At 72.3% G+C, this 14,378-nt stretch carries 15 protein-coding genes; 4 read left to right on the forward strand and 11 right to left on the reverse strand.

The annotated features are described in order from the left end of the window. Positions 1 to 205 (forward strand): hypothetical protein (locus tag ACLJN9_RS19775; protein WP_410812921.1); only part of this gene is annotated, 205 nt, incomplete at its 5' end. Next, positions 202 to 1,074: an amino acid ABC transporter permease gene (locus tag ACLJN9_RS19780; RefSeq protein WP_410812922.1), complete on the forward strand. Its 873-nt coding sequence runs from the start codon at positions 202 to 204 to the stop codon at positions 1,072 to 1,074. The genes ACLJN9_RS19775 and ACLJN9_RS19780, both read left to right, overlap by 4 nt. A gap of 128 nt (positions 1,075 to 1,202) precedes the next feature. Here the strand turns inward: ACLJN9_RS19780 and rny are convergent, their stop codons facing one another. The 9 genes from rny to ACLJN9_RS19825 all read right to left on the reverse strand — a co-directional run bounded on the left by rny (position 1,203) and on the right by ACLJN9_RS19825 (position 10,290). Then, positions 1,203 to 2,969, reverse strand: coding sequence for a ribonuclease Y (gene rny, locus ACLJN9_RS19785; RefSeq protein ID WP_410812923.1), 1,767 nt, complete (start codon positions 2,967 to 2,969; stop codon positions 1,203 to 1,205). 562 nt (positions 2,970 to 3,531) lie between these two features. Further along, entirely contained in the window at positions 3,532 to 4,221 is a 690-nt protein-coding gene (locus tag ACLJN9_RS19790) for a regulatory protein RecX (protein ID WP_410812925.1), read from the reverse strand. A gap of 14 nt (positions 4,222 to 4,235) precedes the next feature. Beyond that, the gene (recA, locus tag ACLJN9_RS19795) at positions 4,236 to 5,282 is read right to left on the reverse strand and encodes a recombinase RecA (RefSeq protein ID WP_410812926.1); all 1,047 of its coding nucleotides are present in this window, start codon (positions 5,280 to 5,282) and stop codon (positions 4,236 to 4,238) included. 184 nt (positions 5,283 to 5,466) lie between these two features. Next, complete coding sequence (locus ACLJN9_RS19800) at positions 5,467 to 5,667, reverse strand: DUF3046 domain-containing protein (RefSeq protein ID WP_410812928.1); 201 nt, start codon at positions 5,665 to 5,667, stop codon at positions 5,467 to 5,469. 4 nt (positions 5,668 to 5,671) lie between these two features. Further along, positions 5,672 to 7,069, reverse strand: a complete 1,398-nt coding sequence (locus ACLJN9_RS19805; RefSeq protein WP_410812930.1) for an MFS transporter — start codon at positions 7,067 to 7,069, stop codon at positions 5,672 to 5,674. A gap of 169 nt (positions 7,070 to 7,238) precedes the next feature. Further along, the gene (locus tag ACLJN9_RS19810; RefSeq protein WP_410812931.1) at positions 7,239 to 7,826 is read right to left on the reverse strand and encodes a hypothetical protein; all 588 of its coding nucleotides are present in this window, start codon (positions 7,824 to 7,826) and stop codon (positions 7,239 to 7,241) included. A gap of 114 nt (positions 7,827 to 7,940) precedes the next feature. Next, positions 7,941 to 8,645: a UdgX family uracil-DNA binding protein gene (locus ACLJN9_RS19815; protein WP_410812932.1), complete on the reverse strand. Its 705-nt coding sequence runs from the start codon at positions 8,643 to 8,645 to the stop codon at positions 7,941 to 7,943. A 66-nt stretch (positions 8,646 to 8,711) separates the two neighbouring features. Next, positions 8,712 to 8,840, reverse strand: a complete 129-nt coding sequence (locus tag ACLJN9_RS19820) for a hypothetical protein (protein ID WP_410812934.1) — start codon at positions 8,838 to 8,840, stop codon at positions 8,712 to 8,714. A 109-nt stretch (positions 8,841 to 8,949) separates the two neighbouring features. Next, complete coding sequence (locus tag ACLJN9_RS19825) at positions 8,950 to 10,290, reverse strand: aminotransferase class I/II-fold pyridoxal phosphate-dependent enzyme (protein WP_410812936.1); 1,341 nt, start codon at positions 10,288 to 10,290, stop codon at positions 8,950 to 8,952. A 34-nt stretch (positions 10,291 to 10,324) separates the two neighbouring features. Here ACLJN9_RS19825 and ACLJN9_RS19830 point away from each other — a divergent pair, with 34 nt between their 5' ends. Further along, on the forward strand, positions 10,325 to 11,566 hold the full coding sequence (locus ACLJN9_RS19830; RefSeq protein ID WP_410812938.1) for a bifunctional pyridoxamine 5'-phosphate oxidase family protein/GNAT family N-acetyltransferase: 1,242 nt from the start codon (positions 10,325 to 10,327) through the stop codon (positions 11,564 to 11,566). Beyond that, on the forward strand, positions 11,566 to 12,237 hold the full coding sequence (leuE, locus tag ACLJN9_RS19835; RefSeq protein ID WP_410813310.1) for a leucine efflux protein LeuE: 672 nt from the start codon (positions 11,566 to 11,568) through the stop codon (positions 12,235 to 12,237). The genes ACLJN9_RS19830 and leuE overlap by 1 nt, the downstream gene beginning before the upstream one ends. Positions 12,238 to 12,254: 17 nt before the next feature. On the opposite strand, the gene ACLJN9_RS19840 is transcribed toward leuE, so the two are convergent. Further along, a complete protein-coding gene (locus ACLJN9_RS19840; protein WP_410812940.1) occupies positions 12,255 to 13,181 on the reverse strand; it encodes a sporulation protein in 927 nt (308 codons plus the stop codon). Between the two features lie 106 nt (positions 13,182 to 13,287). Continuing rightward, entirely contained in the window at positions 13,288 to 14,352 is a 1,065-nt protein-coding gene (locus ACLJN9_RS19845; protein WP_410812941.1) for a hemolysin family protein, read from the reverse strand. Between the last annotated feature and the right edge of the window lie 26 nt (positions 14,353 to 14,378).

The raw sequence follows: 14,378 nt of genomic DNA on the forward strand, positions 1-14,378 counted from the left end.
GCTTGCGAGCCCCGCAGTCGCGAACGAGAACGGCACCGTGAGCGCGAGGAGTGAGCTTGCGAGCCCCGCAGTCGCGAACGAGAACGGCACCGTGAGCGCGAGGAGTGAGCTTGCGAGCCCCGCAGTCGCGAACGAGAACGGCACCGTGAGCGCGAGGAGTGAGCTTGCGAGCCCCGCAGTCCTGAACGAGGGATGGCTGAGATGAGCCAGGCGTCGATCCTCTACGACATTCCCGGGCCTCGCGCCCGTCGCCGCAACGCGATCCTGGGCGTCGTCTCCACCGTCGGCATCGTCGCCCTGCTCGCGTACGTCGGCTACAAGTTCGCCGACACCGGCCAGTTCGAGGCCCGCAAGTGGGAGCAGTTCCAGTACGCCTCGGTGCAGCGCGAACTGCTCGGCGGTCTGTGGGCGACGCTGAAGGCCGCCGGCATCGCCGCGGTTCTGGCGCTGCTGTTCGGCGCGGTCTTCGCCAGTGCCCGTCTGAGCGACAAGTGGGCGCTGCGGACCCCTGCCACCTTCGTGGTGGAGCTGTTCCGGGCGATCCCGCTGCTGATCCTGATCTTCTTCGGCTACTACGTGCCGCTGCAGTACGGCTGGTCGATCGACAAGCTGTGGGCGCTGGTCATCGGGCTGATGCTCTACAACGGCTCGGTGCTGGCGGAGATCTTCCGGGCCGGCATCAACGCGGTGCCGTACGGGCAGACCGAGGGCGGGTACGCGGTCGGCCTGCGCAAGAACCAGGTGCTGCGGCTGATCCTGCTGCCGCAGGCGGTCCGGGCGATGCTTCCGGCCATCGTCAGCCAGCTCGTCGTGCTGCTCAAGGACACCGCGCTGGGCTTCATCATCACGTACCCGGAGTTGCTCTTCGTGGGTAAGCAGATCGGCGGCCGGTTGCCGTTCGGCCTGCCGTATGTGCCGACGTACCTGATCGTCGGGGCGATCTACATCACCATCTGCGGGGCGCTGTCGGCCTTCGCGTGGTGGTTGCAGAAGCGGATGGGCCGTGTCCCACGGACGGAGGCGAAGGTGCTGCCGTCGCAGGACGTGGGCGACGCCGCCGGCCGGATGATCTGATGCGGAGTGCGGCGGAGCCGTTCACCGGCGCGTGATCAACTCGGCGTCGCCGATATCGGGGTATCACCGCACGGCGGGATACCCCGATATCGCTGACCTCGTGTTGATCATGGGCTGTTGACGCGACGTCAGCGGGCGATCTCGGTGACCCGGGACTCGCGGACCACGGTGACCCGGATCTGACCCGGGTAGGTCAGCTCCTCCTCGATCTGCTTGGCCACGTCGCGGGCCAGCACGGCCGCCCCGATGTCGTCCACGTCGTCCGGCTTGACCATCACCCGGATCTCCCGGCCGGCCTGCATGGCGAAGACCTTGTCCACGCCGATCTTGCCGGCCGCGATCTCCTCGATCCGCTCCAGCCGCTTGACGTACGCCTCCAGGCTCTCCCGGCGCGCGCCCGGCCGACCGCCGGAGCAGGCGTCGGAGGCCTGGGTGAGCACGGCCTCGATGGTCTGTGGCGGCACCTCGTTGTGGTGCGCCTCGATGGCGTGCACCACGTCCTCGTGCTCGCCGTACTTGCGGGCCAGGTCGGCGCCGATGATGGCGTGGCTGCCCTCCACCTCGTGGGTGAGCGCCTTGCCGATGTCGTGCAGGAACGCCGACCGCTTGATGGTGGGCACGTCCAGCCGCAGCTCGGCGGCCATGATCCCGGCGATGTGCGCGGTCTCGACCAGGTGCTTGAGCACGTTCTGCCCGTACGAGGTGCGGTAACGCAGTCGACCCAGCAGGGTGACCAGCTCCGGGTGGATCTCGGTGATGCCCACCTCGACCAGGGCGTCCTCGGCGGCCCGCTGGCAGAGCTCCTTCACCTCGTGGCGGGCCAGGTCGTAGACCTCCTCGATCCGGTGCGGGTGGATCCGCCCGTCCAGCACCAGCTTCTCGAGGGTGAGCCGGCCGACCTCCCGGCGCACCGGGTCGAAGCAGGACAGCAGCACCGCCTCCGGGGTGTCGTCGATGATCAGGTTGACCCCCGTCACCGACTCGAAGGCGCGGATGTTGCGCCCCTCCCGGCCGATGATCCGCCCCTTCATCTCGTCTCCGGGCAGGTGCAGGACGCTGACCACGCTCTCCGCGGTCTGCTCGCTGGCCACCCGCTGGATCGCGTCCACCACGATGTGCCGGGCTCGCTGTTCGGCGGTGTTGCGTGCGTCGGACTCGATGTCCCGTACCAGCAGCGCCGCCTCCCGCTTGGCAGACGTCTCGATGACCTCGATCAGCTCCAGGCGGGCCGAGTCGGCGGTGAGGCCGGCCACCCGTTCCAGCTCCCGGCGACGCAGTTCCTCCGCCTCGGCCAGTTCGACCTCCCGCCTGGAGAGCGCGGACTCGCGGGTGGCGAGGGCGGCGCGGGCCGCGGTGAGCTGCCGCTCCCGCTCGGCGGACCGCTCCACCTCCTCGGTGTGCAGCCGCTCCCGCTCGTCCATCCGCGAGGCGCGGCGCTCCACCTCCGCGGCCTGCTCGCGCGTCGTGGCGGCGAGCACCGCGACCTCCCGCTCGCCGCTGCGGCGGGCCGTGCTGCGCAGTTGCTCGGCGTCCGCCTCAGCCTGCTTGTGGGCGCGTTCCAGCACGGTGTCGGCCTCGGCGCGGGCGTCGTCGAGCACCCGGCCGGCCTCCGCTCGGGCCGCCTTCGCCTCGGCGGTGGCCGCCGCCGCCTCGGCACGCGCCGCCGCGGCCGCGGACTTCGCCACGTCGATCGTGCTGTTCGCCTTGTCGGCCGCGGTGCGTAGGGCGGCCAGAGACTGCTCCTGGCGGTCCTTCTCGGCGATGAAGGCGGGATCCTCCGGCGCCGGCGCCGCACCCATCCTGCGCAGCGTCCGGATGCCGACCAGCACGGCCCCGACCACCACCGCGGCGAGGACGACAACGGCCGCGAGGAGCACGACGTCGAAGGCGTTCATGCCGGGACCCCGTCGGGTCCGCCGGTGAACCTGTGCCGCCGCCCCGCCATGGCCGCCTCCCCTGAACGTCGAGACCGCAGCGACTGTGCCGGGGCACACTCCTGCGGCTGTGGACGCCCGACCGGAGCGGATGGCCGTGGGATAGCTCTCTCCGCCGGCGGTGCCCTCGGGCAACGTCGGCGACCGGGTGCAGTTGTCGCGGCGTTCCGGACCGGCCTGTCCGAAGCTGCCGCCAAAGGCCGCTGAGGCGGCCGAAGTGATGCTGTTCTGTTACGCGATCTATGTTGTGCGCTTAGCCTGCGCTTGGTCGGGCAATGTGAGCCTGTATGGCGAGGCTAGGTCTCCGGGGGTGGTCTGGTCAAGGACTCATGATCAAACCCCCCGAACGGAGAGAAGTTGCGGCATCACCGAATGCTGATGTCGCGCCGGACACGGTTGGACAAACTCCGCGAGGCGTTCGGCGCGAAGACCGCGTCGGGGCTGCTCAACGCGACCTACGCTCGCCTTTGCAGCGACCCCGACGACCGGGTTGTGTGACCTGTCCGTTCACCCGCCGGGACGATCACTCGCCTGAGCGGATGTCGCGATCCACCTCACCCTCGGCGTCAGCGAGCGCGTCGGCGTCGATCTGCTCGGCGAACTCGGCCGCCTCGGCGCTCTGCGCCGCGATCGCGTCCTTCACCGCCCGGATCGCCACGCCGGGCGGGTAACCCTTGCGGGCCAGCATGCCCACCAGCCGGCGGAAGACCGCGTCGGGCTCACCCCGGGCGGTACGCAGCTTGCGCTCCACCAGGGCACGGGCGGTTTCCGCCTCGGTCTCCTCGTTCAGCTCACCGAGCGCCTCGGTGGCCACCTCGCCGTCGACGCCCTTCTGGCGCAGCTCGTTGGCGAGCACCCGGCGGGCCAGGCCACGCCCAGCGTGCCGACTGGACACCCAGGCGCGGGCGAACGCGGCGTCGTCGATGATGCCGACCTCGTCGTACCGGTCGAGCACGTCGGCCGAGACCTGCTCGGAAATGCCCCGCTTGGCCAGCGCCCCGGCCAACTCGGCCCGGGTGCGCGGCCGGACGGCGAGCTGGCGCAGGCAGATCTCGCGGGCCACCTCCGACTCGTCGCGCGGCGGCGGCTCCGGTTCACCCGCCTGCTGCTCGGACCGTTGGCCCCTGCGTGGGCGAGGCGGGTCACTGGCATCGCCCGTACGGGGTGGGCTGGCATCCCAGCCCCGCCCCGTACGGGCGCGTCGTCCTGCCATGGGTCAGCGACCGGTCAGAAGTCGACCGGCGGCAGCTCCGGGCCACCGGCGGCGTCGCCCGCGCCGACCCCGACGCCGAGCTTCTCCAGGATCTTCTTCTCGATCTCGGCGGCCACGTCCGGGTTTTCCTTCAGGAACTCCCGAGCCTTCTCCTTGCCCTGGCCGAGCTGGTCGCCGTCGTACGTGTACCAGGCGCCGGACTTCCGAATGATCGCCTGCTCCACGCCGACGTCGATCAGCGAGCCCTCGCGCGAGATGCCCTTGCCGTACATGATGTCGAACTCGGCCTGCTTGAACGGGGCCGCGACCTTGTTCTTCACGACCTTGACCCGGGTGCGGTTACCGACCACGTCGGTGCCGTCCTTGAGGCTCTCGATGCGGCGCACGTCGAGCCGGACCGAGGCGTAGAACTTCAGCGCCCGACCACCGGTCGTGGTCTCGGGTGACCCGAACATCACGCCGATCTTTTCCCGGAGCTGGTTGATGAAGATCGCCGTGGTGCCGGTGTTGCTGAGGACACCGGTGATCTTCCGCAGCGCCTGGCTCATCAGCCGGGCCTGGAGACCCACGTGGCTGTCGCCCATCTCACCCTCGATCTCGGCGCGCGGCACCAGGGCCGCCACCGAGTCGATCACGATGACGTCGATCGCGCCGGAGCGGATCAGCATGTCTGCGATTTCCAGCGCCTGCTCGCCGGTGTCCGGCTGAGAGACCAGCATCGCGTCGGTGTCGACGCCGAGGGCCTTCGCGTAGTCGGGGTCGAGCGCGTGCTCGGCGTCGATGAACGCGGCGATGCCACCGGCCCGCTGGGCGCTGGCCACCGCGTGCAGCGCCACCGTGGTCTTACCGCTGGACTCCGGGCCGTAGATCTCGACCACCCGGCCACGCGGCAAACCGCCGATGCCGAGCGCCACGTCGAGTGCGATCGAGCCGGTCGGGATCACGGCGGTCTGGACGATCGGCCGGTCCCCCAGCCGCATCACCGAGCCCTTGCCGAACTGCTTGTCGATTTGAGCGAGAGCAAGGTCTAGTGCCTTCTCCCGGTCAGGCCCTGCTGCCACGGTTGCCACCCCTGCCTTCGCCGGCGTCTTTGCTGAGCTTCGCGTCACGCGGACACGCTAGGCGCTGGGTCCGACAGAAAACCAGCCGACGGGCCGTGAGCTGTGGACGAGCACCCCGCTGTGGACAATAGCCGAACAGGTGTACGACTGGACAAGCGACACGCGGACGGGGCGAAAAGGCTGCTCAGCGTAGTCGCGCGGGCACACGGTCGGGGTACGCGGCGCACACCGCCCGCCACACCACGTGCGCCTGCTCACCCGACGCCAACGCCTGCTCGATGGTCCGACCATCGAGCTGGGACAGCACCTGGTCGCGAGCGATGCTGCCCGCGTAGCCGGGCCCGAACGCCTCCTCCAGCCGCGTCCAGAAGTCGGTCAGCCGCACCTGATCAGCCCTCCTCATCCGATGCCCCGGTCGGCACCGGCCGCAACGCTAGCGCCACCAGGGGCACCGCTGCGACCGCCGCGAGCACGGTGAGCACCGGATAACCGGCGACCTGCATGACAAACCCGCTGGCCATGGCGGCGCCGGCCCCGGCCAGCCCCATGATCAGGTCGGACAGCCCCTGGACACTCGGCCGCGAGCCGGCGGGCACCGACTCGGACAGCAACGTCGAGCCGGCCACCATCGTCCCCGACCAACCCAGCCCGAGCAGCACCAGACCCACCGAGAGCCGGGGCGTGTGGTGGCCGGCGGTGCCGGCGACCGCGCAGGCGGCCAGCAGCAGCCCGACCCCACCGAGGATCACCAGCCGCCGGCCGAGCCGGTCGGTGAGCCAGCCGACCAGCGGGGAGAACGCGAACATGCCGGCGATGTGCAGGCTCAGCACGATGCCGACCAGTCGCAGCACGTCGGCGTCGGCGTGCGACTCACCGAGCCGGACCGGGGTCATCGCCATCACCGCCACCATCACCAGGTGACCGACCGCCACCGCCGCGATGCCGAGCCGGGCGGCGGGCCGTCCGCGTACCACCGACCAGGCCACCCGCATCCCGGCGCCGCGCGGCGCGCGCACCGTGACCGGCGCGGCGGCCGGCGCACCACCGACCGCGCCGCCGCCCGCCGGCGCCTCGGCCCTCAGGGTCAGGGCGGCGACCGGCGCGTCGACGGCCGCCGCGTCAGCGGCCGATGCGTCGGCGGCCGCGAGACGGCGCGCCGTGAGCAGCGGGTCGGGCCGGAGCAACCCGAGGAGTACGCCGCCAGCCAGCACGAACGCGACCGCACTGAACGCGAACGGACCGGCCAACGGTGGCAACCCCCAGCCGCTGGTGACCCGGTCGGCCAGGGCGGCGAAGTTCGGCGCGGCCACCGCGCCGATGGTGGTGGCCCAGACGATCAGGGAGAGCTGCCGACCCCGGCGGGCCGGCTCGGCGAGGTCCACCGCCGTGTAGCGGGCCTGGAGGTTCGCGGCGGTGCCCCCGCCGAAGAACAGCATGCCGAGGAAGAGCAGCGGTACCGAGCGGGTGGCCGCGGCCAGCACCACCAGCACGCCGCCGACGGCACCGACGGCGTACGCCACCGCCAGGCCCGGCCGGCGGCCGTGGCGCGTCATGATCCGGGTGACCGGAACGGCGAGCAGTGCCGCACCGACCACCCCGGCGCTCTGGGTCAGGCCGGAGACCGCGGTGCCCGCGATCCGGGAGGCGAGCAACGCACCGACGGAGAGCCCGATGGTCACGCCGACGCCGCCGATGATCTGCGTGGTGAAGAGCAGTCGCAGGGTACGTCGCTGGATCGGCGCGACGTCCGGCCGGACGGTACGTGGCGCGGTCAGGTCGGTTGCCATCGGCGCTCCTCGGGATGGGGGTGCCCCATCCTCGCGCACCCGCCCCGACCAGCGGCAGAGGGTTTCGCCAGCGACCAACCCGACACCCGTTCACCGAGGTGTGCGGATCCTGGGTCGGGCGAGCGTGGGCGGCGACCGTGTGGGTGGCGCCCACTGGTGGTCGTATCACTCACGCGGGCCTGACGTCGGGCGCGGCGAGCAGGTGCGTCAGCCGGCGGATCCGGGCCAGGGTGTGAGCGGCGACGGCCATGCTGACCATGGCAACCAGGGCGAAGATCACCGCGAGGCCTGCGCTGTCGGCGCCGAGCAGACCGAGTAGGACCAGACCGAGAGACACGCTTAGGATGAGCAACAGGGCCGCCCAGGTGGCCCGCCGCTGTCCCGCCAGGTAGCCGGGCAGTTCGCCCCGCGCAGAGTCGTCCTCCGGCACGGTCCCGGAGCGCAACGCCTCGCGCAGCGCGTACCCGTCGGGATCCCGCCGGGCGGCCTGGTCGCCCGCGACCCGCCGGCCCAGGTAAAGCGCGGGACCGATCCAGACGGCGCTCAGTGCCGCGCTCAGCACGGCCTCGACCAGGGGCTCCTGCCGGTCGAACAGCCAGCGCACCGGCAACCCGATCAGCAGCGTCACCGGCACCCAGTAGGCGGCCATCAACTGCAGCCCGGTCGCTCGCTCGGCGAAGTTCCTCCTCCATCCCCGACGGCGGCCGGTGGCCCCAGTGGGCTTACCCGCCTCGTGGGCCTGGTTGTCGACGTTCATCGACCCTTGTTACCCGCCCGCGACGCCGACGCAATCCGGAGCGCACTGTCAATCTTGGACAGTTGTCGTGATCGCCGAACGGGAAGTGTCCACGATCTGGGCGGATCGTGGCGGTCAGCCGGGCAGGGCGCGGGCGGCGACGGTGAGGTCGGCGACCAACCCCTCGTACGCCTTGTCCTGGTCGTCGGCGCGGAGCACCGCGGACGGGTGGATGGTGGCCAGCAGCCGGGCCGGCGGCGCGTCGGCAAGCTTGCCCGCGCTGTCCACCGGGACCTGGGTGAAGTCCTCCGGACGGTGCGCGGACGCGGGCCAGGGCAGCAGCTCACCGCGCTGCTTCGTCACCCGGAAGGACGGGCCGAGCAACGCCTTCGCGGCGGTCGCGCCGAGCACCACCACGATCTCGGGACGTAGCCGGGCGAACTCGGCGACCAGCCACGGCCGGCAGGCGGTGATGTGCACCTGGTCCGGGGTCTGGTGGATCCGCCGCTTGCCGCGCAACTCGAAACGGAAGTGCTTCACAGCGTTGGAGAGGTAGAGCAGCCGCGGGTCCAAGCCGGCGTCGTCGACGGCGCGGCGCAGCAGCCGGCCGGCGGGGCCGACGAAGGGCAGCCCCTTCTGGTCCTCCATGTCGCCGGGCTGCTCGCCGACCAGCACCACCCGTGCGCTCTCGTCGCCGCGTCCGAAGACCGTCTGCGTGGCGTCGCGGTACAGCTCGCACCCCTGGCAACCGCTCGATGCCGCACGCAGCTCGTCGATGGTGTCCGCGTCGGGCGGGATGAACCGCTGGGCGCCCGGGGGACTGTCGGTCTTCTCGGCCATGCCGACTGTTATATACCCGTTCGCCGTCCTGCGCCGGGTACGCCCCGGCGAGGCCGCCACCCTCGGTCAGTAGCCGTTGCCGCCGCCGTCACCCCCGGATGCGAGCGCGATCAGCACGATCACGATGATGATGATCACCACCGCCACGGCGATCCAGAGCCCTTTACGCGAACCACCTGAAGCCATCTCGTCCACCTCCGGCACCCCGCATACCCACCGCAAACCCCCTGAATCGGTGCGACGCCGCAGATTCCCCGAAACCGGATGAGCCGGTCCGCACACGACAGCAGCCGCAGTGACCCGCTCAGGCCGTGAACCCGGCTGGCGGGGTGGGGTGGGCGGCGCTGGCCAGGGCGGCTGCCAGCGGCGCGAGGTCCCCGGTGGTGAGGGGGCTGACGGTGATCCGGAGCGCGGGTGGGGCGGCGATCCGGTAGAGGGCACCGGGGGCCACCGACCAGCCGGTGTCACGCAACGCGGTGACGGCGCTGGTCTCGTCCGCCACCGGCAGCCAGACGTTGATGCCGCTGCGGCCGTGGGCGGTCAGGCCGTAATCGGCCAACGCGGCCAGCAGCCCGGCGCGGCGCTGCTCGTAACTCCCCGCCGCCCGCTCCACCAGATCGGCGACCGCCGGGTCCCGCCACAGCGAGAGCACCAGCCGTTGCAGCACGGTGGAGACCCAGCCGGCGCCCACCCGCGCCCGGCCGGTCACCCGGGCCACCGTGGTCTCGTCGCCGACCAGCACGGCCAACCGCAGGTCCGGACCGAAGGGCTTGCTCACCGAGCGGAGGAAGGCCCAGCTCACGGTCGCACCGGCAAGCGGATGCAGCGGTACGCGGGCCAGCTCGGCGGCGTGGTCGTCCTCGATGAGCAGCAGGTCCCGCCGGCCGGCGAGCAGTGCCCGCAACGCCTCGGCCCGGGCGGCGGAGACGGCCGCGCCGGTCGGGTTCTGCGCGCGGCTCGTGACGACGAGCGCCCGCGCGCCGGCGGCGAGCGCGGCGGCCACCCCGGCCACCAGTGGCCCCTCGTCGTCCAGCGGTACGCCGATCGGGCGCAGCCCCAGCGCGGCGACCAGGTCGAGCAGGTTGGCCCAGCCCGGGTCCTCCACGGCGACCGCGTCACCGGGGCGCAGGTGGGCGACGAGCAGCCGCTCGATGCCGTCCAGCGCGCCGCCGGTGAGGGTCAGCTCCCCGGCCGGCACTCCGTCGGCGCTCAGCCGGGCGCGGGCCGCCGCCGCCAGCTCGGGCAGCACGCCGGCGTCGGAGTAGCCGATGGACGCGCCCGCCTCGCTGGCGAGCGCTGCCAGGTGCGGGCCGAGCGGGGGCAGCAGCCGCGGGTCCGGCTCGCCCCGGGACAGGTCACGGGCGCCGGGCATCGGTGCCGGGCGCAGGGCGGAGCGGCGGGCGGCCACCGGCGGGCGGGGACGCACCCGGGTGCCGTGCCGGCCGGCGGTGGCGAGCAGGCCGCGGTGACGCAGTTCCTGATAGGCGCGGGCGACGGTGGCCGGGCTGACGCCCAGCTCGGCCGCGAGCACCCGGACCGGCGGCAGGGCGGCCCCGGGCGGCAGGGAGTCGGTACGGATGCCCGACTCGATGCTGGCCGAAATCGCGACGGCTGTCGCCCCGGTGACCTGATAGCGTGCTGACACAAATCTGGGATTGTACTAGAACAAAGGGGCGAGCATGTACCCACCCACCGCCCGCACCACCCCCAACCGTTCCCGCGAGAAGATGAGCTACGACCCGGGTTCCGCGCACGCGGTGCTCGACGAGGCGTACCACTGCGCGCTGGGGTTCACCGTCGACGGCGAGCCGCGGGTGCTGCCCACCCTGCACGTCCGCATCGGCGACACGCTCTACCTGCACGGCTCCACCGGCAGCCGCCCGCTGCTCGCCGCACGGGGTGACGGCCTGCCGGTCTGCGTCACGGTGACCCTGCTCGACGGGTTGGTCTATGCCCGCTCCCAGTTCCACCACAGCGCCAACTACCGCTCGGTCGTCGTGCTGGGCACCGCCCGGCTGGTCACCGACGAGCAGGAGAAGTCCGCCATGCTCACCGCACTCGTCGAGAAGGTGGGCGCGGGACGCAGCGCGGACAGCCGCCCGCCCAGCCGGCGGGAGCTGGCCGAGACCGCCGTGCTGGCACTGCCGCTGCGCGAGGTGTCGGTCCGGTCCCGCACCGGTGGAGTCCGCGAGGACGCGGCCGACGAGCACCTGCCGCACTGGGCCGGGGTGCTGCCGCTGCGGCTGACCGCCGGGCCGCCGGAACCGGCCGACGGAGTCACCGTGCCGCTGCCGGCGTACCTGCGGACGGCACGCACGCCCTGGCACGACCCGGCGCCGATCGCCGGCGAGCATGTCCGGCTGGAGCCACTGGACCTGGCGCACGCCGACGAGCTGCACGCCGCCACCGCCGACGACGAGGTCTGGCGGCACCTCGGCGTCGCCCGGCCCGCCGAGCCGGCCGGGACCGCCGAGGTGATCGCCGCCGCCCTGGCCGCCCAGCAGCGCGGCGAGCGCGTGCCCTGGGTGCAGCGCTGCGCGGTGTCCGGAGCGGTGGTGGGCACCACCTCCTACTACGAGATCGACCCGGAGCGGCGGGCGGTGGCGATCGGATACACGTTCCTCGGCCGGCCCTGGTGGCGTACCGCGATCAACACCGAGGCGAAGTTGCTGCTGCTCAGCCGGGCCTTCGACGAGCTGGGCGCGGTACGGGTGGCCTGGCACACCGACGTCCGCAACGAGCGGTCACAGGCGGCCATCGAACGGCTCGGCGCCACGCGGGAGGGGGTGCTGCGCATGCACCGGCAGCGCGCGGACGGCTCCTGGCGGGACACCGTGCAGTACGCGATGACCGTCGACGAGTGGCCGAACGCACAGGCCAGGCTGCGGGAAAGGCTTCACCGGACGGCACCGGTGGCGTGATGATGGCGGGCGTGCTGGGGATCACCGACATCTGGACGTACGTGCTGGGCACCGTGGCCATCATCCTGCTGCCCGGGCCGAACTCGCTCTTCGTGCTCTCCACCGCCGCCAAACGGGGCGTGGCGGTCGGCTACCGGGCCGCGGCCGGGGTGTTCGTCGGCGACGGGGTGCTGATGGTCCTCGCCGCCGCCGGGGTGGCGTCGCTGCTCAGGGCGTACCCCCCGTTGTTCATGGTGATCAAGTACGCCGGTGCCGCGTACCTCGGCTATGTGGGGCTGACCATGCTGGGCGCCGCCTGGCGGCGCTGGCGCGAGCGCAACGACCCGGGCACGCCGCGGCTCATCGACGCCGCGGAGCTGGCGGAGATGCGCAGCCCGTTCCGCAAGGCGCTGGTGATCAGCCTGCTGAACCCGAAGGCGATCCTGTTCGTCATCTCGTTCTTCATCCAGTTCGTCGACCCCGACTACGCGTGGCCGGCGCTGTCGTTCCTGCTGCTCGGGCTGATCCTCCAGATGACCAGCGCGCTCTACCTGACCGCGTTGATCTTCGCGGGTACGTTCCTGGCCGCGCAGTTCCGCCAGCGCCGCCGGCTCGCGGCCGGCGGCACGACCGCCGTGGCCGCGCTCTTCCTGGCCTTCAGCCTCAAGTTGGCCACCGCCAGCGCCGGCTGACCCACCGGCGGGTGCCGTCAGGTGCCGTCGCCACCACCGCCGCCACCGACCCCGCCGCCGCCGGCGGTGCCGCCCAGGCCGAAGCCCGGCCGTACCGGCTGGTCGGGGTGGCGGCTGACGTGGGCGGACTCGCTGAGCTGCGCGGACCAGTCGGCGTCGGACGCCGCCGCCGCGTGCCGGTTGATCGCCTTCCGCAGCCAGCCGTCCACGGTGGCGACCCAGTCCCGCCGGCCGGCGTCCGCGTGCCAGATCCGGAACCGGCTGATGCTCTGGTGGGTGATCCCGGCCAGCGCCAACCGACGGTCCATCCAGAGAATCGCCTCCAGACCGGCCGAGTTGGTCACGAAGATCACCTCCATCTCGGTGATCGGGCCCGCGTAGAGCGGCGCCACCCAGTAGCCCCACCTCTGGTGCAGCGGCAGGGTCTGCTCCACCCCGGGCAGCCCACCCTCCTGCAGACCGGCCTGCCGGATCGCGAAGCCCAGCGTGTCCAGCGCCGCCAGCACGTGCTGCTGGGTGGGGATCGGGTGCACGAAGACCGGCACCATGGCGCCCTGATCCAAATCCGGGTCGACCGAGACCTCCGTCCGCAACCCCATCCGCAGGCTGAGCAGCGGCACCCCACCGAAGATGGTCACCGGGGTCTCCCACGGCACGGGCATCGCGAAGTCGACCGCCCGCCGCCGACCGGCCGGTACGACGAACCGGCCGGCGATCGGCACCTGGTGAAACTGCATCAGCCGTCGGGCACCGGACGGGTCGTCCGGCTCGACCGTGGTGACCAGGCCGAGCCGGATGTGCCGCACCGGTACGTCCTCCGGCCCGGCCGCCAACGTCACGCGCCCCGGCAGGCGCAGGCCCGGACGGGTGCTCGGATTGGGCAACGTGGTCTGCACGGACAGCCCGGTCCAACCGGTCTCCCGCGACACCCCCGTCAGCCGCACCGCGCCCCCTCCGGGCGCGGGACCTCGATGGCCCCGCACCCCGGACGCCTACCCCGTCGGAGTCAGCTCAGTCCCGCCGCACCGGCCACGCCGGGCACGCGACCCCTCAGCGGAGACGCCTGCCGCGTGGCACCGTGTCGGTCTCGTCGTCGAACTCACCGATGACCTCCTCCAACAGGTCCTCCAGCGCCACGAAACCGATCGGCCGGGCCGGGCCTCCCCCGTTGCGCACCAGTGCGAGCTGGGACTGCCGGGCCCGCATCGCGGCCACCGCCTCGGTGACCGTGGACGTCGCGGGCAGGGTGAACGCGGGGCTCATCAGGTCACCGGCGGTGGCGACGCGGCCGTTGGTGACCACCCGTACCGCCTCGCGGACGTGCACCAGGCCGCAGACGTCGCCCGCCGCGTCCAGCACCGCCAACCGCGACCGGCCGCTGGCCCGGCTCACCTGTTCGATCCGCTCCGCCGGGTCGTCCCGGGAGACGGTGACCATGGTGGCGAACGGCTCCATCACCTGCGCCACCGACGTGCCCTGCAACTCCAACATGCTGGTGAGCAGCTGGTGCTGCTCGGCGCCGAGCAACCCGTGCTCGCGGGACTGCTCCAGCAGGATCCGCAGCTCATCCGGGCCGTGCACCTGGGCCAACTGATCCTGCTGGTCGACCCCGACCAGGCGCAGGATCGCGTTGGCCAGCGCGTTCAACGCGGAGAGCACCGGCCGGGCCACCCGGGCGAACGCCCGGAACGGCAGCGCGAGCAGCGTCGCCGAGCGCTCCGCGTCGGTGATCGCCCACGACTTGGGTGCCATCTCCCCCACCACCAGGTGCAGGAAGGTGACCAACCCCAGGGCGAAGACCAGGGCGACCAGGTGGCTGGCCGCGTCCGGCAGACCCACCACGTGCAGCAACGGGCTGATCAGATGCTCGATCGCAGGCTCGGCCAGCGCGCCGAGCCCCAGGGTGCACAACGTGATGCCCAACTGTGCCCCGGCCAGCATCAGGGACAACTCGCGGACGCCGTCCAGCGCGGCCCGCGCCGCCCGGCCGCCGGCGGCCGCCGCCTGCTCCAGGCGGTACCGCTTGCTGGCCACCAGGGCGAACTCGGCGGCCACGAAGAACCCGTTCAGCGCCAGCAGGACCACCGAGCTGAGCAGTGCGATCCCGGGGCTCATCGGTGCGTTCCCTTCGTCGCGACTGC

It is taken from the genome of Micromonospora sp. 067-2 (assembly GCF_046549295.1).
Lineage (GTDB): Bacteria > Actinomycetota > Actinomycetes > Mycobacteriales > Micromonosporaceae > Micromonospora.

Coding starts and splice junctions, on each gene's coding strand:
- ACLJN9_RS19780 (WP_410812922.1), top strand. CDS start 202: ATGAGCCAGGCGTCGATCCTCTACGACATTCCCGGGCCTCGCGCCCGT.
- rny (WP_410812923.1), bottom strand. CDS start 2,969: ATGAACGCCTTCGACGTCGTGCTCCTCGCGGCCGTTGTCGTCCTCGCC.
- ACLJN9_RS19790 (WP_410812925.1), bottom strand. CDS start 4,221: ATGGCAGGACGACGCGCCCGTACGGGGCGGGGCTGGGATGCCAGCCCA.
- ACLJN9_RS19805 (WP_410812930.1), bottom strand. CDS start 7,069: ATGGCAACCGACCTGACCGCGCCACGTACCGTCCGGCCGGACGTCGCG.
- ACLJN9_RS19810 (WP_410812931.1), bottom strand. CDS start 7,826: ATGAACGTCGACAACCAGGCCCACGAGGCGGGTAAGCCCACTGGGGCC.
- ACLJN9_RS19815 (WP_410812932.1), bottom strand. CDS start 8,645: ATGGCCGAGAAGACCGACAGTCCCCCGGGCGCCCAGCGGTTCATCCCG.
- ACLJN9_RS19830 (WP_410812938.1), top strand. CDS start 10,325: ATGTACCCACCCACCGCCCGCACCACCCCCAACCGTTCCCGCGAGAAG.
- leuE (WP_410813310.1), top strand. CDS start 11,566: ATGATGGCGGGCGTGCTGGGGATCACCGACATCTGGACGTACGTGCTG.
- ACLJN9_RS19845 (WP_410812941.1), bottom strand. CDS start 14,352: ATGAGCCCCGGGATCGCACTGCTCAGCTCGGTGGTCCTGCTGGCGCTG.